Origin of the sequence: Lysobacter antibioticus, assembly GCF_000731095.1 — a bacterium.
GTDB classification, from domain to species: domain Bacteria; phylum Pseudomonadota; class Gammaproteobacteria; order Xanthomonadales; family Xanthomonadaceae; genus Lysobacter; species Lysobacter antibioticus_B.
In genome coordinates this window covers 1-17,842 of record NZ_JMTZ01000083.1, presented here as the reverse complement: position 1 = coordinate 17,842, position 17,842 = coordinate 1, and the positions used below count along the sequence as shown (strand labels likewise).

Annotated in this window: 12 protein-coding genes; 7 read left to right on the top strand and 5 right to left on the bottom strand. The window is 68.8% G+C overall.

Features of this window, described 5'->3' with window-relative positions; all coding sequences use genetic code 11:
* Window positions 1–411 precede the first annotated feature (411 nt).
* The 3 genes from EX88_RS0119820 to EX88_RS0119810 all read left to right on the top strand — a co-directional run bounded on the left by EX88_RS0119820 (window position 412) and on the right by EX88_RS0119810 (window position 5,771).
* Complete coding sequence (locus tag EX88_RS0119820) at window positions 412–2,058, top strand: acetolactate synthase large subunit (RefSeq protein ID WP_031373723.1); 1,647 nt, start codon at window positions 412–414, stop codon at window positions 2,056–2,058.
* Window positions 2,059–2,096: 38 nt separating this feature from the next.
* A complete protein-coding gene (locus tag EX88_RS0119815; protein ID WP_081931266.1) occupies window positions 2,097–3,602 on the top strand; it encodes an aldehyde dehydrogenase family protein in 1,506 nt (501 codons plus the stop codon).
* A 204-nt stretch (window positions 3,603–3,806) separates the two neighbouring features.
* Complete coding sequence (locus EX88_RS0119810) at window positions 3,807–5,771, top strand: vWA domain-containing protein (RefSeq protein WP_081931264.1); 1,965 nt, start codon at window positions 3,807–3,809, stop codon at window positions 5,769–5,771.
* Here the strand turns inward: EX88_RS0119810 and EX88_RS0119805 are convergent.
* Window positions 5,761–8,808 (bottom strand): EAL domain-containing protein, encoded by a 3,048-nt coding sequence (locus tag EX88_RS0119805; protein ID WP_235186365.1) that lies wholly within the window; start codon window positions 8,806–8,808, stop codon window positions 5,761–5,763. The genes EX88_RS0119810 and EX88_RS0119805 overlap by 11 nt on opposite strands.
* Before the next feature lie 217 nt (window positions 8,809–9,025).
* Between EX88_RS0119805 and EX88_RS0119800 the strand changes: the two genes are divergently transcribed.
* From EX88_RS0119800 to EX88_RS0119785, 4 genes are read left to right on the top strand one after another with little or no spacing between them, the layout of a single operon-like run.
* Window positions 9,026–9,580, top strand: a complete 555-nt coding sequence (locus tag EX88_RS0119800; protein WP_036149572.1) for an RNA polymerase sigma factor — start codon at window positions 9,026–9,028, stop codon at window positions 9,578–9,580.
* The gene (locus EX88_RS26615; protein WP_031373718.1) at window positions 9,577–10,755 is read left to right on the top strand and encodes a hypothetical protein; all 1,179 of its coding nucleotides are present in this window, start codon (window positions 9,577–9,579) and stop codon (window positions 10,753–10,755) included. Before EX88_RS0119800 ends, EX88_RS26615 begins: the two co-directional genes overlap by 4 nt.
* A 40-nt stretch (window positions 10,756–10,795) precedes the next feature.
* A complete protein-coding gene (locus EX88_RS0119790) occupies window positions 10,796–11,401 on the top strand; it encodes an IMPACT family protein (RefSeq protein WP_031373717.1) in 606 nt (201 codons plus the stop codon).
* A gap of 10 nt (window positions 11,402–11,411) precedes the next feature.
* Entirely contained in the window at window positions 11,412–13,214 is a 1,803-nt protein-coding gene (locus EX88_RS0119785; RefSeq protein WP_031373716.1) for an ABC transporter transmembrane domain-containing protein, read from the top strand.
* A 160-nt stretch (window positions 13,215–13,374) separates the two neighbouring features.
* Here EX88_RS0119785 and EX88_RS0119780 read toward each other — a convergent pair whose 3' ends face one another.
* From EX88_RS0119780 to EX88_RS0119770, 4 genes are all read right to left on the bottom strand, one after another.
* A complete protein-coding gene (locus tag EX88_RS0119780; RefSeq protein ID WP_051885340.1) occupies window positions 13,375–14,574 on the bottom strand; it encodes a S1 family peptidase in 1,200 nt (399 codons plus the stop codon).
* Between the two features lie 443 nt (window positions 14,575–15,017).
* Window positions 15,018–15,194, bottom strand: coding sequence for a hypothetical protein (locus EX88_RS26610; protein WP_161786153.1), 177 nt, complete (start codon window positions 15,192–15,194; stop codon window positions 15,018–15,020).
* A 123-nt stretch (window positions 15,195–15,317) separates the two neighbouring features.
* Complete coding sequence (locus EX88_RS0119775) at window positions 15,318–15,812, bottom strand: L,D-transpeptidase family protein (RefSeq protein WP_081931258.1); 495 nt, start codon at window positions 15,810–15,812, stop codon at window positions 15,318–15,320.
* The gene (locus EX88_RS0119770) at window positions 15,809–17,446 is read right to left on the bottom strand and encodes an acyl-CoA dehydrogenase family protein (protein ID WP_031373713.1); all 1,638 of its coding nucleotides are present in this window, start codon (window positions 17,444–17,446) and stop codon (window positions 15,809–15,811) included. The genes EX88_RS0119775 and EX88_RS0119770 overlap by 4 nt, the downstream gene beginning before the upstream one ends.
* Window positions 17,447–17,842 lie beyond the last annotated feature (396 nt).

Genomic DNA, 17,842 nt, shown 5'->3' with positions numbered 1-17,842 from the left:
CGATGAAAAACGGCCCGCATCCATGCGGGCCGCCCTCCGGGTCTTCTATTGCCTTCTAGTGCCAACCTGCGCACGGCAACGGCAATGGTCGGAGCTGCGGCACGAGGCAAGGGGCCTCGCCAGCTTGGAACCCCGCGGTCGCGGCTTGTGACCGAAGGAAATCCAGTAGGACGCCGCTCCTACTCAGCGATAGTTCGTGGTTTCAATCAGCGACGACGGCGTTGCGAAATCCGCCCGTCCTGCAGTCGCGGCTCACGCCGCTCCTACAGGGGTTCGGCCCGTACCGCCGCACTCCGATTCCGCTACGCGACGCACTGTTCCGCCCACGCGCGCCCGATCATCGCCCACCGCTAACGCCATTTGCGCGACCATCGACGGGCTCGGGCTCCGCCGCCCGATACGGAGTCCCGCATGACCAAGGCGTCCGATCTGTTCGTCGCCGCGCTCGAGGCCGAAGGCGTCGAATACGTGTTCGGTATCCCGGGCGAGGAAAATCTCGATCTGCTCGAATCGCTGCGCACCTCGAGCATCCAGTTGGTCTTGACCCGCCACGAACAGGCCGCCGGCTTCATGGCCGCCACCTACGGCCGGCTCACCGGCAAGGCCGGGGTCTGCCTGTCCACCCTCGGGCCGGGTGCGACCAACCTGGTCACGGCCGCCGCGTACGCCCAGCTCGGCGCCATGCCGATGCTGATGATCACCGGCCAGAAGCCGATCAAGACCAGCAAGCAAGGGCATTTCCAGATCATCGACGTGGTCGACACGATGCGTCCGCTGACCAAGTACACGCGCCAGATCGTCGCCGCCGACAGCATCCCGGCACGGGTGCGCGAAGCCTTCCGCCGCGCCGAAGAAGAACGCCCCGGCGCCGTGCATCTGGAGCTGCCGCAGGACATCGCCGGCGACCCGACTCAGGCGCGCCTGATACCGGCCTCGTTCTCGCGGCGTCCGGTGGCCGAGGACAAGGCCATCGAACGCGCGGCCGAAGCCATCGCCCAGGCCCGCCACCCGATCCTCATGATCGGCGCCGGCGCCAATCGCAAGACCACCGCCAAGACTCTGCACGCGTTCGTCGCCCAGCTCGGCATCCCCTACTTCACCACCCAGATGGGCAAGGGCGTGCTCGACGAGAACGGCCCGCTGTGGCTCGGCAATGCCGCGCTGTCGGACCACGATTTCGTCCACCGCGCCATCGATGCCGCCGACTGCATCGTCAACATCGGCCACGACGTCATCGAGAAGCCGCCGTTCTTCATGCGCGAAGGCCGGCGCACGGTGATCCACGTCAACTACGCCAGCGCCGAGGTCGATGCGGTGTATTTCCCGCAGATCGAAGTGGTCGGCGACATCGCCCACTCGGTCTGGCGCTTATCGGAGGCGCTGCAGCCGCAGGCGCATTGGGACTTCTCGTTCTTCGACCGCGTGCGCAGCGCGTTGTCGCAGCAACTGCTCGACCGCAGCGAAGACGACCGTTTCCCGTTGGCGCCGCAGCGCCTGGTCGCCGAAGTGCGCGCCGCGCTGTCGCCGCGCGACGTGGTCTGCCTCGACAACGGCCTGTACAAGCTGTGGTTCGCACGCAACTACCGCTGCGCCGAGCCCAATACTTTATTGCTCGACAATGCCCTGGCGACAATGGGAGCGGGCTTGCCGTCGGCGATCGCCGCGCGCATCGTCTGTCCGGACCGCAAGGTCGTCGCGGTCTGCGGCGACGGCGGTTTCATGATGAATTCGCAGGAGTTGGAGACCGCGGTGCGGCTGGGCCTGGACATCACCGTGCTGGTGCTGCGCGACGACGCCTACGGCATGATCAAGTGGAAGCAGGCCCACGAACGCTATCCGAGCTTCGGCATGGACCTCGGCAATCCCGACTTCGTCGCCTATGCCCGCAGCTACGGCGCACGCGGCCATCGCCCCGAGTCCAGCGATGCCTTCGCTCCCTTGCTGCGGCAGGCCCTCGACACGCCGGGTATCGACCTGATCGAAGTGCCGATCGACTACCGCGACGACGACCGTATCCTCAACGAAGACATTCCGCGCCTCGCCGCCGCCGTGCAGTGACGCGGCGCAGCGCCCCACTTACGACCCAGGAGCATTCCATGGCCCGATCGCCGAAACCGTCCGAGCGCGGCAAAGCCGCCAAACCCGCGAAGCCGGGCAAGGGGTTGAAACCGAGCTATCCCTACTACCTGGCCAACCGCCCGGTCGCCGCCAATACCGCGCTGGAAGTGCTCGACAAGTACAGCGGCAAGCGCGCGACCCGGGTCGCGATGGCCGACGCCGCGGCGGTGCGCAAGGCGATCGTCGCCGCGCACAAGGCGCGCGAAGCGATGGCGGCGTTCACCCCCGATCGCCGCCGCGACGTGCTCGAACACTGCGTGCGCCGCTTCAGCGAGCGCTTCGAGGAACTCGCCTTGGCGTTGTGCATCGAGGCCGGCAAGCCCATTCGCGATGCCCGCGGCGAAGTCACGCGCCTGATCGATACCTTCCGCATCGCCGCCGGCGAAGCCACCCGCAGCGGCGGCGAACTCATCGAGCTGCAGATCTCCGAGCGCACCCGCGGTTATCGCGGCATGGTCAAGCGCGTGCCGATCGGGCCGTGCAGCTTCATCACCCCGTTCAACTTCCCGCTCAACCTGGTCGCGCACAAGGTCGCCCCGGCAATCGCCGCCGGCTGCCCCTTCGTGCTCAAGCCGGCGATCAAGACCCCGGTCGGCGCGCTGATCATCGCCGAGGTGCTGGCCGAGACCGACCTGCCGGAAGGCGCGTTCTCGGTGCTGTGTTGCTCGAACGAAGACGCCTCGCTGTTGGTCGAGGACGAGCGCATCAAGTTGCTGAGCTTCACCGGTGGCCTGATCGGCTGGGACCTCAAGGCGCGCTCGGGCAAGAAGAAAGTCACCCTCGAACTCGGCGGCAACGCGGCCTGCATCGTCGACGCCGACCCGGGCGCGAGCCTGGACCACGTGGTCGAGCGACTGGTGTTCGGCGCCTACTACCAGAGCGGGCAGAGCTGCATCAGCGTGCAGCGCATCTACGCCCATGCCGATATCTACGACAAGCTGCGCAAGAAGCTCAAGGCCGCCATCGCCGCCCTGCGCATGGGCGACCCGCGCGACGAGCAGACCTTCATCGGTCCGGTCGTCGACGTCGATGCCGCCAAGCGCATCGAATCCTGGATCGACGCCGCGGTCAAGGGCGGCGCCAAGCGTATCGTCGCCGGCCCGCGCGACGGCAACATGATCCCGGCGACCTTGCTGGAGAAGGTTCCGCGCAACTCGGACCTGTACCGCAAGGAGGCGTTCGGGCCGGTGGCGTTCATCGAGCCCTTCGACGATTTCGACAAGGTCCTGAACACCGTCAACGACAGCGATTTCGGCCTGCAGGCCGGCGTGTTCACCGGCCGCCTCGACCATGCGATGAAGGCCTGGGACCGTCTCGACGTCGGCGGCGTCATCGTCGGCGACGTGCCGAGCTTCCGCGTCGACAACATGCCCTACGGCGGGGTCAAGGATTCCGGCCTCGGCCGCGAAGGCGTGCGCTATGCAATCGAGGACATGAGCGAGCAGCGGCTGTTGGTGATCCGCGATCCAACCGAAGCGATGTAACCCCGGAACTCCCCGAAGCCAGGCCCCTCCCGCTTAGCGGCCGGGGCCGGCTCACCCGCCCGACAACGCCCTAACCTCGCGTTCGGGCCGAGCCGGGTCGGGGGCAAGCACCGCCCTCCCCCCGCAAAAAATTTCCGCAGGCTCAACCCCTCGGCCATCGATGGTCCGTTCCACTTCCCAGGTCCACACACCAGGGAAGCCGCCATGAACGTCCGAGCCACGCCGCAGTCGTCGTCGAACCTCCGCTCCACCCGTCCCCTCACTGCGGCCCTGCTGACCGCGCTGGCTTTCTCGATCGCCGGCTGCCAGGCTCCCGGCGAGCTGGCGCAGTCGCGCGACAAGAGCGAAGGCGACACCCTCGTCGCCGAAGTCGCCCCTCACGATGACACCGCGGCAGCGGCCGATGCCGCCGCCAGCGCCGCGGCGGCTCCTGCGGCACCACCGGCGCCGCTCGCCGAAGCCGCCAAACCGATTCGTGCCGATGCTCGCGCCAAGGGCGCGGCCGAGCAATCGCGAGGCCAGGTATACGCAGAAGCCAAGGCCATGCCGGCCGGTAACGCCGCAGCACAAAGCGCGAGCCTCGACCGCATCGAGGTCACCGGCAGCCGTATCGGACCGGCCCCGCGCATGCTCAAGCGCAGTCAGTTCGCGCAGATGGCGGCTCCGTCCGTGCTCGCGCCGCCGGCACCCCCGCCGCCGCCGATGCACCAGGCCAGCGTCGACACAGAAAAATACGCCGAGCGCGACGACAACCCGGTGCAGCGCACCAGCGAACAACCGCTGTCGACGTTCTCGATCGACGTCGACACCGGCAGCTATGCCAACGTCCGCCGCATGCTCAGCGACGGTCAGCGCCCTCCGGCCGATGCGGTGCGCGCGGAAGAATTCATCAACTACTTCGACTACGGCCACGCCGCGCCGGCCTCGCTGGCCACGCCGTTCCGGGTCAGCACCGAGCTCGCGCCGGCGCCGTGGAATGCCCAACGCCAGTTGCTGATGATCGGCATCAAGGGCTTCGACGTGCCGAAAAAGACCCTGCCGCCGGCCAATCTGGTGTTCCTGATCGACACCTCCGGTTCGATGGACTCGCCCGACAAGCTGCCGTTGCTGAAAAGCTCGTTCTCGATGCTGGCCAAACAACTGCGCGCGCAGGACCGCATCTCGATCGTGGTCTATGCCGGCTCGGCCGGCCTGGTGTTGCCGCCGACCCCGGGCGACCGCAAGGAGGAGATTCTCGCCGCGCTGGATCGTCTGCAGGCCGGCGGCAGCACCAACGGCGGCGACGGCATCCGCCTGGCTTATGCGATGGCCAAGCAGGCCTACGTCGGCAACGGCGTCAACCGGGTGATCCTCGCCACCGACGGCGATTTCAACGTCGGCACGGTCGACAACAACGCCCTGGAAACCCTGGTCGCCGACCAGCGCAAGAGCGGCATCGCCCTGACCACGCTGGGCTTCGGCCGCGGCAACTACAACGACGAACTGGCGGAGAAACTCGCCGACGTCGGCGACGGCAATCATGCCTACATCGACACCCTGCAGGAAGCGCGCAAGGTGTTGGTCGAGGAAATGGGTTCGACCCTCATGACCATCGCCCGCGACGTCAAGATCCAGATCGAGTTCAACCCGGCCCTGGTCGCGGAGTACCGCCTGATCGGCTACGAAAACCGTCTGCTCAAGCGCGAGGACTTCGCCAACGACAAGGTCGACGCCGGCGATATCGGTGCCGGCCACGAGGTCACTGCACTGTACGAACTTACCCCGGTCGGCTCCAGCGCGATGCGCCTGCCCGCGCTGCGCTACACCGACAGCGCGCCGGCGGTCGGCCAGGGCGGCGAAATCGCCAACCTCAAGCTGCGCTACAAGCGCCCGGGCGAAGACCGCAGCCAGCTGATCGAAACGCCGATCCGCCGCTCCAGTCTGCGCATGGTCGCGAGCGAGCCGATGCGCATGGCGGCCTCGGTCGCGGCCTTCGCCGACACCTTGCGCGGCGGCAGCCAGTACGACGGCTGGGGCTGGGACCAGATCATCGCCACCGCCCGCGGCCTCAAGCTCGACGACCGCTGGGGCCAGCGCGCCGAGTTCATCGGCCTGGTCGAACGCGCGAAGGTGCAGATCGGCGAGATCGGCCGGGTCGGCCCGGTCGCGGGCGTGGCGGTCAGCGAATGAGGGTCGAGGCCGCCTTCGCGGCGGCCGCTTCGACCCGATCGGAGGCGATCGGGTCGACCTCCGCGGGCAGTGCCTCATCGGCGCCGAGTTCGATCAGGCCCGATCCGTCCGCCAGCGCAACCACCGCGTCCGATCCGAGCAGGCCCGCGCTATAGCTTTCGGCGATGCTCGCCGCGCTGCGGATGTGTTCGCCGGGATGGCCGAACAGATAGCCCTGGCCGTAGGTGCAGCCCAGCTCGCGCAACGCCGTGCGCTGGGCTTCGGTCTCCACGCCCTCGCCGATGGTGTGGATGCCGAGGGTGCCGGCCAGCGCCTGGATCGCGCGCACCACCGCCACGCTTTCCGGACGCGATTCGCCGACCAAGCCCGCGACGAAACTCTGGTCGATCTTCAAACACTCGATCGGGAACCGGTGCAAGTACGACAACGCCGAGAACCCCGTGCCGAAATCGTCCAACTGCGCCAGCACCCCGTGATTGCGCAGGATCCGCAGCATCCGCAACGCGCGCGGCACGTCGTCGAGCAGGGCGACCTCGGTGATCTCGATGCGCAGGCGGCGCGGATCGGCGCCGGCCTCGTCGATCATCCGCAACAGCCGGTCAGCGAAATCGCCGGAGCGGAAATGCCGCGGCGAAACGTTGACCGAGATGTAGCCATCGCCGCCGCGCGCCAGTTCGGTGACCACGCGGCCGTAAAGGATCCAGTCGGCCTCTTCGATCAAGCCGCTGTCCTCGCCCAGGCCGATGAATTCGCGCGGCAGCAACAGGCCGCGTTTCTCGTGACGCCAGCGCAGCAGCGCTTCGTGGCCGATCAGGCCGTGATCGTCGAGGCGCACGATCGGTTGGTAATAAGCGATGAAGGCATCGCCGTTGATCGCGCGGCGCAGGTCGGCTTCCAGGTCGAGAATGCGCATCGCCTGCTCGCGCATCTCCTCGTCGAACACCGCGCAGCGGCCGCGGCCGGCGCCCTTGGCGCGGTACATCGCCGCATCGGCGTCGCGCAGCAGTTCGATGCCGTTGCGATAACGCGGGTGCCACATGGCGATGCCGATGCTGGCCGACGGAAACACTTCGCGCCCGGCCACCCAGCACGGCTCGCCCAGCGTGCGCAGTACGCGCGAGGCCAGTTCCTCGGCCACGCCGAGGCCGTCGATGTTCTCGATCAGGATCGCGAACTCGTCGCCGCCCAAGCGCGCCACGGTGTCGTTGCTGCGCACGGTCGAGACGATGCGGCGGCTGCTTTCGACCAACAGCTCGTCGCCGGCCGAGTGGCCGACGCTGTCGTTGACCAGCTTGAACCGGTCCAGGTCGAGGAACAGCACCGCGAACGCGCGCTGCTCGCGGCGCGCGCGGGCGATCGCGTCGTCCAGGCGTTCGAGCAACTGGCCGCGGTTCGGCAGGCCGGTCAGGGCGTCGTGCAAGGCCTGGTGGGTCAGCTTCTGTTCGGCGCGCACGCGTTCGCCGATCTGGGCGAGCAGTTCGGCGTTGGTGTGGGCCAACTCGCGGGTGCGCGAGGCGACCCGCTGCTCGAGCTCGCCGTGCGCGGTCACCAGCCGGTCCTGGGCCTGCTTGCGCGCCAGGCCGATGCTGATGTGGTGGGCGACGAAAGTCAGCAGTTCCTGGTCGCGGGCGTTGAAGCTGATCGCTCGCGAATAGCTCTGAATGGCGATCACCCCGACCACCGAGTCGTCGCGGTACAGCGGCACGCCGAGCCAGCAATGCGCGGCCGAGCCGTGGCTACGCACTTCGCCGCGGCTGTTGAGCTCGGCGATGCGGTGGCGGTCGGCCAGCAGCGGCCGGCCCTGGCGGATCACGTACTCGGTCAGGCCGCCGGCAAGCTGGCGGCTCTCGCGGATCATGTCGCGCTCGTCGATCGAGTACGGGAACTGCAGGCGGTCGCCGTCGTCCGACAGCAGCGCGATGTAGAAATTGCGCGCGTACAGCAGCTCGCTGACCACGTCGTGGACTTGCGAATAGAAGCGGCCGAGGGTGTCGGAGGTGATGGTCAGCTCGGCGATGCGGAACAGCGCGCGCTGCAGGCGTTCCGAGCGCTGGCGCTCGATGATCTCGGCCTGCAGGTCGCGGTTGCTGAGCTGCAATGCATAGGTGCGCTCGGCGACGTGGCGTTCGAGCTCCTCGCGCGCGCCGAAACGGTCGAGCGCGGTCAGGATGTGCTGGGCCACGAACGACAACAAGGCCCGGTCTTCCTCGCCGTAGCTGCCGGCGCTCTCGTAGTTCTGCACCACGATCGCGCCGCAGACGCGTTCGTCGCGGCGCATCGGCACGCCGAGCCAGTCGGCGCTGTCGGGGCCGTGATACTCGTCGGGCGGCACGCCGAGCAGGTCGCGCAACGCCGCCGAACTGCCCTGCAGCGGCTCGCCGTGGCGCAGCAGCGCCAGGGTCAGGCTGGTCGGCATCTCGTCGCCGCGGATCACCCGCTGCGGATCGGCCACGTAAGGATCGTTGCGGTCGGCGAAATACAGAAAGCGCATCGTGTCGGCGACGTCGTCGTAGAGCACGATGTAGAAATTCTCGGCGTACATCAGGCCGCAGACCACGCCGTGGATGCGGCTGAGCAGGTCGGTCATCTCCAGCCCGGAGCCGGCCAGGTCGGCGATGCCGTACAGCGCCTGCTGCAGGCGTTCGGATTTTTCCAGGGCCTCGGCGCGTGCGTGGGCGCGCACCGCCGACAGATCGGCGGCGACGATACGCCGCGCCATCGCCAGCCAGGCGGCGCGCAACGGCGTCGGCAGGGCCTGCGGCAAGCAGGCGACGATCGCCGCGCGGCTGCCGTCCTCCAGCCACCAGGCCGCCTCGATGCGGTCGCCGCCGCAATCGTCGGAAGCGCCCACCGCAGGCGGATCGCGTTCGAGCAAGGCGCCGGCATCGGCGCGCAAGGGCGCGTCGACACCGGGGGTGAACGATTCGGACAGGCGGCCGTAGGCCGAGCGCCAGCAGACCACCACCAGGGAGCCGACCGGCAGAGCCTCCTGCAACGCACAGGCGAGCGCCTCGCCCGCGGACGACCTATCGCTCACCGTTGCCCCTGGTAATACGTCACTGTGCACCGCATCGCCGCCTTCTGCGCAAGGCGCAGGATAACGCGAGCTTTACAGGATCGGCAGACGGCAACCCCACCGGGGCTCCCGGACCGTTGTTCCGAACATGCAACTGGCCCTCCCATCGCCGCTATACGACGTCTCTCCCGTGCGCAACCGCTTCCCGTCTGCGTCGCCAGGCCGTACCCTGCCGCGGATGAATTCCGGTGCGGACGCTAGCGATGACGTGCTGATGCTGGCCTGGACGGGCGGCGACGCCGCTGCGTTCGAGGTCCTGTATTCGCGTCACCGCGGCCCTTTGTACCGTTTCTTGCTGCGTCAGATCCGTGATTCGGCGCTCGCTGACGAGTTCTTCCAGGACGTCTGGCAGCGCGTGATCGCCGCGCGCGAGGGCTGGAAGCCCGATGCGGCGTTCAGCACCTGGCTGTTCCGGATCGCCCACAACCGCCTGAACGACTACTGGCGCGGCCTCAAGCACCGCCCGCCGGCGCCTGCCGACGGCGACGAGCGCGCCGCCCGAGTCGCCGACCCGACCACGCCCGAGCGCGAACTGTCCGAGTTCGAACAGCGCCGCCGCCTGCAGCGGGCGATCGAGGAATTGCCCGAGGAGCAGCGCGAAGTGGTGCTGCTGCGCCTGGAACAGGAATTGAGCCTGGAGGACATCGGCGCCATCACGGGGGCCGGCAGGGAAACGGTGAAGTCCAGACTGCGCTACGCGATGGACAAGTTGCGCGCGAGGTTGACCGAATGAACCGCCGTCACGACGCCCCCGATCCGCTGTCGCCCGAGGAACGCGAGCTGGCCGAGCGCCTGCTGCGCCTGGGACCGCACGACGGTCCCTCGCCGGCGCTCGACGCCAGGATCCTCGCCGCCGCCCATGCCGCCGTGGCGCAGACCCCGCGTGCGCGCAGCAAAACCCGCTGGCCGGCCTGGATCGGCGTGGCGGCCTCGCTGACGCTCGCGATCGGCGTGGCCTGGCAGTTGCGGCCGATGGACAAGGCGCTGGAGTCGGTCGGCGAAGACCAGGCCACCGCCGCCTCGGTGAGCTCGGCCGACGCCGCGGCCGATGCCAAGGCCGAATCGGCTTCGGCCGCGGCCGCCCCGGCCGCCGCCGAAGCCTCGGACTACGCCCGCGACAGCAGCGCCGGCGCGGCCGATGCCGCGGCCGCGATCGCCGTGCCCGAACCCCCGGCGCCGCCGCAGGCTCAGCCACAAATGATCGCACCGCCCCCGCCTCCGCTGGAAGCCGCCAAGCGCAGCGACGCGGCCGCCGAGGGGCGGCGCGCGGAGCAGCGCCAGCGCGTGCAGAAGCAGGCCTCGGAACGCGCCGTGGCCGAACCCGTCGACGCATTCCCGGCGCCGCCCGCGCCGGTCATGGCCGCCCCGCCGGCACCGCCCGCCCCGGCCTCAGCCCCGGTCCATACGCCGGCACCGGCCACCGTGCCCGCCGCCACCGCCCGCGATGCCGCCAAACCGCAGCTCGACCGCGAACGCCGCTACGAGCTGCGCGAGGCCGCTCCGGCCGGCGCAGCCGCCACATCGGCTGCCCAAGCCGAGGGCAAGACCGCCGCCGATCGGCACAGCAAGCCGGCGCCCGTGCTGGGCCGCGCCGCCCGCTCGGTCGCCCCTGCCCCCGCCCCTGCCGTTGCCGCCCAGTCGGCCAACGCGCCGGCGGCAGAAGCACAGGCCGTCCAGCCGGCGGCGGCCAACGACTCCAGCACGCTCGATCGGATCGAGGTCACCGGCAGCCGGATCATGCCGGATGCCGCCCAGGAAGCCCGCCTGACCCCGGCGCAATGGCTGGAGCTGATCCGCGGCTACCGCGACCGCGGCGACACCGAGCTCGCCCGCGACAGCCTGCGCCGCTTCCATCGCGCCCATCCGCAGACGCGGGTGCCGGACGACCTGCGCACCCTGCTGAAATGAGTCCGGGCCATCGGCCCGGCACCGGCGCGAGCGTCCGCCGATGACCCTCGCAACCCTTGCCGCGCGCGCCTCGTTGTCGATCGAGGTCAAGCACAGCCGCTTTCTGGCCCTCGCCGCTCCGGTGACCACGTCGGAAGCGGCGCTGGCCTTCATCGCCGAGGTCGGCGACCCGGCCGCGACCCACAACTGCTGGGCCTACCGCATCGGCGCGCAATATCGTTTCAACGACGACGGCGAACCGGCCGGCACCGCCGGGCGGCCGATCCTGGCCGCGATCGACGGCCAGGGCTACGACCAGGTCGTGGTCGTCGTCACCCGCTGGTACGGCGGCATCAAGCTCGGCGCCGGCGGCCTGGTCCGTGCCTACGGCGGTTGCGCGGCGGAGTGCCTGCGCTGCGCCGAACGCCACGAGTTGCTGCGCTACAGCGAGCTGGAGCTGGCGTTTCCGTTCGAGGACACCGGCGCCGTGCATGCCGCCTTGAGCGCCCACGGCGCCGAAAAAGACCAGGAACGCTACAGCGCCGAAGGCGTGCGCATGCTCATCCGCCTGCCCGAATCGCAGGTCGACGCCTTGAAAGCGCAGCTTCGCGACGCCACACGTAATCGCGTGCGCCTCGAAGAACCCGGCCGCGCCCCCTCCCCATGAACGCCTCCCGATGACAGATTCCAGCGCCGGCCGTCCGGTCGACTCACGCCGCGACGACCGCAAGGCCCCGATCGGCAGTCTGCGGACCTTGTGGCCGTTCGTGCGCAAGCACAGCCGCCTGTTCGTGGCTTGGCTGTTCGCCCTGGGCGCGTCCAGCGCCGCCACCCTGAGCCTGCCGGTCGCATTCAAGACCATGATCGACCAGGGCTTCGCCCAGAGCTCCGCGGGTGGCGGCAGCAGCGCGATCGACCGCGCCTTCCTGTTGCTGTTCCTGGTCGCCATCGCTCTGGCCTTCGCCACCGCGATCCGCTTCTATTTCGTCTCGGTGCTGGGCGAGCGCGTAGTCGCCGACTTGCGCGAGAAGCTCTACAGCCACCTGATCGCGCTCGATGCCGGTTTCCACGACCGCAACCGCAGCGGCGAGCTGGTCTCGCGCCTCACCGCCGACGCCGAACTGCTGCGCAGCGTGGTCGGTTCGAGCATGTCGGTCGCCTTGCGCAGCACGGTCACCGTGATCGGCAGCCTCGGCATGCTGTTCTGGACCAGCCCGCGCCTGGCCGTGTTCGCCCTGATCGGCATTCCGCTGGCGGTGCTGCCCATCGTCATCGGCGGACGCAAGCTGCAGAAGATCTCGCGCGCCAGCCAGGACCGCGTCGCCGACGCCAACACCCTGGCCAGCGAAACCCTCGGCGCCGTGCGCACGGTCCAGGCGCATGCGCGCGAGCCGTACGAGCAAGGCCGTTTCAGCCAGTCGCTGCAGATCGCGGTAAAAACCGCGCGCCAGCGCATCAGCGCCCAGGCCTGGGTCACCGCGATCGCCATCACCCTGGTGTTCGGCGCGATCACCCTGGTGCTGTGGTCGGGCGCGCACGACGTCGTCGCCGGGCGCATGAGCGCCGGCACGCTCGGCCAGTTCGTGCTCTATGCCCTGATCGGCGGCGGTTCGATCGGCGCCCTCGCCGAGGTCTGGAACGACCTGCAGCGCGCCGCTGGCGGCATGGGCCGGATCAGCGAACTGCTCAACGAATCCAGCGCGGTGCGCGCGCCGGCGCATCCGAAAGTGCTGCCGAAGCCGCTGCACGGCGAACTGGTCTTCGAGCATGTCGGCTTCCACTACCCGCTGCGCCCCGACCTGCCCGCGCTGGAGGATTTCAGCCTGCGCGTGCGTCCGGGCGAGACCGTGGCCCTGGTCGGCCCCTCCGGCGCCGGCAAGAGCACCGTGTTCTCGATCCTGTTGCGCTTCCACGACCCGCAGCAGGGTGCGGTCAAAGTCGACGGCGTCGACGTGCGCGAGCTCGACCCGGCCGCGTTGCGCGAGGCCATCGCCTTGGTGCCGCAGCAGCCGACTATCTTCGCCACCACCGCGCGCGACAACATCCGCTACGGCCGCCTCGAAGCCAGCGACGAGGACGTCGCCCAGGCCGTGCGCGCCGCGCATGCCGCCGATTTCATCGAGGCCCTGCCCGACAAACTGGCGACCGAACTCGGCGAACGCGGCGCGCGCCTGTCCGGCGGCCAACAGCAACGCATCGCCATCGCCCGCGCCCTGCTCAAGGACGCGCCGATCCTGCTGCTCGACGAAGCCACCAGCGCGCTCGATGCGCAGAGCGAACGCGCCGTGCAGCAGGCCCTGGAAACGCTGATGGAAGGCCGCACCACCCTGGTCATCGCCCATCGCCTGGCGACCGTGCTCAAGGCCGACCGCATCGTGGTCATGGACCGCGGCCGCATCGTCGCCGAAGGCACCCACGCGCAGTTGCTCGCCGAAGGCGGCCTGTACGCCGAGCTGGCGAAACTGCAGTTCCTGGATTGAGCGAGGAGCGAGTGCAGAAAAGTGAGAAGTGAGGAGCGAGCGAAGGCAGATACCGCCGACGCTCATGCTCTCCTCACTCCTCACTTCTAACTCCTCACTTCTAACTCCTCGTTTCTAACTCCCCGTTCCTAGCTACTCGTTCCTAGCTACTCGTCCCCGGTCAGCTGCGCACCAGGGTCAGGCCGTACTGGCTGAGGATCGGGCCGAGCCGCTCGAACAGGCTGCTGCGCTGCGAGGCCGGAATGCCGCAGTTGTTGCCGTTGGCCTGCACGTTGCCGCCCGACATCACGCCCTGCGCCTGGCCGGCGCTGGTGATCCAGGAACCGCCCGAATCGCCGCGGCCCATGCAGGCGTTGCCCTGGGTCAGGCCGCGCACTGCGCCTTCGGCGTAGTTGGCGGTGACGTTCTTGGCGGTGATGGTGCCGCAGCGATAGCCGGTGGTGCGGCCGGAACGGCACACCGCCGCGCCGATCGCCGCTTCGGTGCTGCCACGCACCGCGACGGTGCCGCCGCTGTAGTTGCTGACCGCCCCCTGCAAGCTGTGGGTGCTGCCGACGCTGACCCAGGCCCGGTCGTTGCCCGGGAACACGCGAGCGGCGAAGGAGCCGACCTGCACGCCGCCGACGCGGGCGATGGCGCCGACCGTGCCGCAATGGCCGGCGGTCACATAGCCCTTGGTGGTGCCGCGCGTGACCGAGAAGCCGACCGAACACAGCGAGGCGTTGTTGATCGAATACTCGATGCCGCCGAGGATGGTCGCGGTGGTCTGCAACGTGCCCGGCATTTCCTCGATGCGCACCATGCCGCTGTCGGCGCCGCTGAGGGCGACGAAATCGACGCCGCGCTCGGTCGCGCCCTGGTCGACCTTGACCACCACGCTGTTGCTGGTCTGGTCGACGTACCAGCTCTGGACGCCGCTCAGCGGCTTGCTGATGCCCTTCACTCGCGCCTGCGAACTGGCGTCGAGCAGATCCATCGAGTTCTGCAACTGCTTCAGGCTATGGCGCACCGTGCGCACTTCAACGCCGGGAATGCGCGAGGCCTTGCGTGCGCCCGAAGTCGCGGCGACGTACTTGAAGCTGCCGTCCTCGTTGCGCTCGATCCAACTGCCGGCGAAGTTGCCGCCAAGCTCGCGTTCGACCGCGGCCGCCTGGGTCTGCGCGAGGCGTTCGGTGGCCAGGTACTGGCCGAGCTGCGACGGGAACACGCCGAGGTCGCGCTGCATCGCGAACTTCAGTTCGGGACTCACTTCGTCGGCCGCCAGCGCCGCGCCGCAGGACAATGCGGCCACCGCCGTCATCATCGAGAACAAAGACACACGCGCCAGGCCGGCGCGCTTGCCGGATTTCGATACGGACATGTTGAAGAACTCCTTAGGGATGGAATCTGACATGGCTCGGATGAGGTCAGTCGTGAGGACCTCGTGTCGCCATCGCATGGACGGCGGACCCACCATCGGGACAACACTCGCGTGGCGTTCGATGCGTATCGAGACGACGGGAGCAGACAGATAAGGAGATGCCGGGCGCGCGCACAAGCCGCCGGCGAGGCCCCGTCACATCGGTATTCCGAGGCGCGTCACAAGAACGCGCATGCGATGTTGAGGCTGAACGAATCCACGCCTGATCACGCCGGACGATGCGCATACGAATGTTGCCGCACATCCTTGCGACGCTGCAGTGCAACAGGAGTATCGCGAGAGCGCCGCTGCGATCATGTCCGGCGATGCGCGAACGGCGATGCGCATCGCGAGCAACGCGCTCGCATTCATCGAGCGCTCGACGACCGACGCTTACCGATGCGTCAACCGGCGCGTCTGGCCTCGCCGATCAACCAGACCGTGAACAGACACAAGGCAACGAGTGCCGCCCCGCGTCCGAGCCAAAACAGCGCAAACGAAAAATCCGAACCGTGGGCCGGCGGCGGTACCGCGGCCAGCGCCAGCAGCGCCAGCGCCTGGGATTTACGTGAACCACGCATGGTTGCACCTCCCGCTGCGGCCTGGAATGGCCGACCGGGCGACCATACACCCATCCGGGGAAAACCGCCGTCATCGCCGGTTCGCTGCGACGGACGGCGCATTCAGGGATGTCGTCGCGCAGGCTAAGGATCGATCCGTATCGGCGTGCCGTTCGGCACCAGGCTCCAGACCTCCTCGATCTGCTCGTTGCTCAGTGCGATGCAACCGTCGGTCCAATCGCGCCGGTATCCGGGCGGCGTGCCGCCATGAATCATGATGTCGCCGCCCGGATCGACGCCGCGCGCACGCGCCTGCTTGCGATCGGCCTCGTTCGGATACGACACGCGCAGGGACAGATGAAAGCGGCTGTTCGGATTGCGCCCGCTGATGCGGTAAGCGCCTTCGGGCGTGCGCTCGTCGCCCTGCTGGCGCTTGTGCCCGCTCGGCGCATCGCCGAGCAGAATCGAATAGGTGCGGATGAGCTTGCCGTCGCGCAGCAAGCGCATGCGCCGCTCCGACTTGTCGACGACGATGCTGTCGGCGCGTTGCGAAGCCGGGGCCATCGCCGGCGGCGTGCGCGCCCAGGCCGGCGCGCAAAGCACGGCGGCGGCGAACAGACCGATGCGCATCGCCCTCATGCCGGCAGCACTCGGTGCAGGACGAGGTCGAAGCCCAGTCCTTCAGGCAAGGTGCCGAAAGCCAGGCCATGCTGCCCGCCAAGCCGGCTCGCGCAGAATGCCGGTGCCAGCGGACTGCCGGCGCGCAACAAGGTGGCCGCCTGCAGCGCAAGAGCGAGGCGCTCGGTCCAAACCCGCGCCTGCGCCTCGGCCACTGGCGTTTGCCCGCTTAGGACCGCGCGCAATGGGTCGAGCTGGGCGTCGAATGCGACGTCGCGGCCGACGGCCGATTCGAGCTCGGCCAGCAAGGCCGCAGCGGTCTGCGGCTCGCGTGCGAGCGCACGCAGCACGTCGAGGCATTGGATGTTGCCGCTGCCCTCCCAGATCGAATTCAACGGTGCCTGCCGGTACAGACGCGGCAAGACCGATTCCTCGACATAGCCCGCGCCGCCCAGGCACTCCTGTGCTTCGTTGACGAAGGCCGGCGCGCGCTTGCAGATCCAGTACTTACCGATCGCGGTGGCGATGCGCGCGAACGCCTGCTCGCGGGCATCGCCGCCAGCACGGTCGACCGCGCCGGCGACCCGGATCGCGAACTGGATCGCGGCCTCGGCCTCGAGCGCGAGATCGGCCAGGACGTTGCGCATCAACGCGTGATCGAGCAGCGGCTTGCCGAAGCTGCGCCGATGGCGGGCGTGATGCATAGCCTGCGCCAGGGCCATGCGCATTTCGCCGGCCGAGCCGAGCATGCAGTCCAGGCGGGTCAGCATCACCATCTCGATGATCGTCGCCACGCCGCGGCCTTCATCGCCGATGCGTTGCGCCCAGGCGCCCTGGAATTCGACTTCCGACGATGCGTTCGACCAGTCGCCGAGCTTGTCCTTGAGCCGCATCAGCCGCAGCGCGTTCTTGCCGCCGTGCGGATGCCAGCGCGGCATCAGGAAGCAACTCAGCCCACCCGGCGCCTGCGCCAGCACGAGGAAGCCGTCGGACATAGGCGCCGAGAAAAACCATTTGTGGCCGACCAGTTCGTACTCGTCCCCCGACACGGACGTAGCGACAGTCTGGTTGGCGCGCACGTCCGAGCCCCCCTGTTTCTCGGTCATGCCCATGCCGAGGGTCAGGCCGGCCTTGTCGCCGAAACCGACATCGCGCCCGTCGTAGCTAGGCGCGGCGGCCTTGCGCGCCCACTCGGCCAGCGCCGGCGCGTGACGCAGCACCGGCGCGGCGGCGTGGGTCATGGTCAGCGGACAACTGGTGCCCGGTTCGACCTGGTGATGCAGATAACTCAGTGCCGCGCGCGCGACATGCGAGCCCGGACGCGGATCGTGCCAGGACAGGCCCGCCACCCCGTGTTCGATCGCGGCGCGCATGATCGCGTGGTAATTCGGATGGAACTCGACCAGATCGATGCGATGGCCCAGGGCATCGTGGCTGCGCAGACGCGGCTTGTCGCGGTGCGCATCGAAACTGAGGCGGTAGATCTCGTCGCCGGCGAGCGCGCCGTAGCGTGCCAGCGCCTCGGCATGGCTGTCGCCGCCTTCGCGGCTTACCGCTTCGCGCAGGGCGACGTCGTCGCGCCACAGATCGCGCGGAGCGAACGGCGGCGGTTGATTCTCGACCCGATGGGTCGCGAACGGGGGCAGCGTGTCCATGGCGGCGACTCTCCCTTGGGTTTGTCTGGATTCTAGTGGGGTCTGGCCTGCGTGGCTCGCCGGGTCCAGGAAATGGGGGCGGGCCGATCTGCGGCACGGTGGCCGCAACCGGAGGCCCTCGCTCGCTCTGGAGCTGCAGTACGCCAGCGCTCCGACGCACTTGGCGCTTCGCGCTTTCAGGGTAGGAGCGGCGCCCTACTGGATTTCCTTCGGTCACAAGCCGCGACCGCGGGCTTCCAAGCTGGCGCGGTCCCTTACCTTGTGCCGTAACGCCTGCCGTTGCTGTTGCTGTGCGCCGCTTCGCATTCGCGAAGGCCATCGAAGACCCGAAGGGCGGCCTGCATGGATGCGGGCCGTTTTTCATCGGGACAGGGATGTCCCGTATGAAAAATCCCC